Source organism: Kitasatospora sp. NPDC091257 (assembly GCF_044757675.1).
GTDB lineage: Bacteria > Actinomycetota > Actinomycetes > Streptomycetales > Streptomycetaceae > Kitasatospora > Kitasatospora lactacystinica.
Window position 1 is genome coordinate 1 of record NZ_JBIVVI010001421.1, and the last position, 2,068, is coordinate 2,068.

A 2,068-nucleotide genomic window follows, 5' to 3' on the forward strand; every position below is an offset into this window, starting at 1 on the left:
GATCGAGGCGGCGGGCGGCAGCAGGGTGTGGGTGATCCGCTCCGCCCGCAGCAGCCCGGCCAGCCGGTCGCCGAGCAGGGGGCCGGGCTCGGGCACCACCAGCCGGGCGCCGTGCGGCAGGGCCAGGCACAGTTCGAGCACCGAGGCGTCGAAGCTGGGGGTGGCGAAGGCGAGCACCCGGTCCCCCGGGGCGGCCCGGTAGTGCGCGGCCTCGGCGGCGGCGAAGGCCGCGAGCCCGCGGTGGGTGACGACGACGCCCTTGGGGGTGCCGGTGGAGCCGGAGGTGAAGATGACGTAGGCGGGGTCGTCCGGGTCGAGCGGGCGGGTCCGGTCGGCGTCGGTGGGCCGGTGGCCGGGGGCGCCGGCCGGCTCGGCGGCGAGGAGCTCGGCGACCTCCTTGGCGTCCAGGGTCAGGGCGGGGGCCGCGTCGCGCAGCATCGCCTCGATCCGTTCCTCGGGGTAGTGCGGGTCGACGGGCAGGAAGGCGGCGCCGGTCTTGGCCACCGCGAGTTCGGCGAGCACGGTGTCGGCCGAGCGGGGCAGCAGCAGGGCGACGAGCCGCCCGGGGCCGGCGCCGCGGGCGATCAGCCGGTGGGCCAGCCGGTTGGCGAGGGCCTCGGCCTCGGCGAAGGTCAGCTCCAGGCCGGCCGCGCTCAGCGCGACGGCCTGCGGCCACCGGTCCACGGCGGCCTCGACCAGGGCGGGCAGGGTCGCCGGGGGCACCGGGCCGGTCTCCGGGCGGGCCGGGCCGCGCAGCAGCCGCTCGCGTTCGCCGGGCGGCAGCAGGTCGAGCCCGTCCAGCGGGGTGGTGCCGTCCGAGTCGGCCAGCGCGGACAGGGTGTGCAGCAGCTGGTCGGCGAGGCGCCGGGCGGTCTCCCGGTCGAGGAAGCGCGGGTCGTGGCCGAGTTCCACGGCGAGCCGCTCGCCGGGCGAGACCACCACGGTGAGCGGGTAGTTGGTGGCCTCCCGGGCGTCCAGTTCGCGCACCAGCAGGCCGTGCGCGCCGGCCGTGGCGTCGCCGACCGGGTAGTTCTCGAAGACGACCAGGCTGTCGAACAGCTCGGTGCCCGGCGGGACCTGGCTGAGCGCGTGCATCCGGGCCAGCGGCAGGTGGTCGAAGCGGCGGTCCTCGGCCTGCTCCTCCTGGAGGGTGCGCAGCCAGTCGGCGCAGGGCCGGCGGCCGTCGACGGCGACCCGGGCGGGCAGGGTGGTGATGAACAGGCCGACGATGCCGTCGGAGCCGGCCAGGTCGGTGGGCCGGCCGGAGACGGTGGTGCCGAAGCAGACCCGCTGTTCCCCGCTCCAGCGCGACAGCAGCAGCGCCCAGGCGCCCTGCACCACGGTGTTGAGGGTGAGGCGGTGGCGGCGGGCGAACTCCTGGAGCCGCTCGGTGTCCGCATCGTCCAGCCGGTGCGAGAGCCAGTCCCCGGAGCGGGCCGTGTCGCCCGGGGCGGGGCGGCGGTCGTAGGGCAGCGCGGTGGGGGCGGTGAGGTCGGCCAGCACGGCGCGCCAGTGCTCGACGGCGGCGCCGGTGTCGCGCTCCGCGAGCCAGCCGACGTAGTCCGCGAAGGGCCGGCGCTCGGGCAGTCGGGGCCGCTCGCCGCGGGCGAGGGCGGCGTGGGCGGCCAGCACGTCCGCGAGGACGTGGAAGACGCTCCAGCCGTCCAGCAGCACGTGGTGGAAGGCCCAGACCACCCGGATCCGGTCCGGGCCGAGCCGGATCAGGTCGAGCCGCAGCAGCGGGGCCCGGTCCAGGGCCAGGGGGTGGGCCCGCCGTTCGGCGAGCAGGTCCTCCAGCCGGGCTTCGCGCTGCGCCGCGCCCAGCGCGCTCCAGTCGTGTTCGGTGACCGGGAGCGTCGCCTGCCGGTGGACCGCCTGGAGCGGCACGGGAACGTCGCGCAGCACCACGGAGGTGCGCAGCACCGGGGTGCGGTCGACGACGTGCTGCCAGGCGGCGGCCAGCAGGTCGGGGTCGCGGGCGCCGTCCAGGACGAAGGTGATCTGCTCGACGTACAGGCCGTGTTCGGCCTCGTCGAGGCCGTGCACCACCATGCCGGTCTGGGTGGGG

1 protein-coding gene is annotated in these 2,068 nt (G+C 77.3%); it reads right to left on the reverse strand.

The window, feature by feature from the left end; all coding sequences use genetic code 11:
- Positions 1 to 2,068: condensation domain-containing protein (locus ACIQOV_RS38940; protein WP_401055560.1), on the reverse strand; the 2,068-nt coding region annotated here is incomplete at both ends.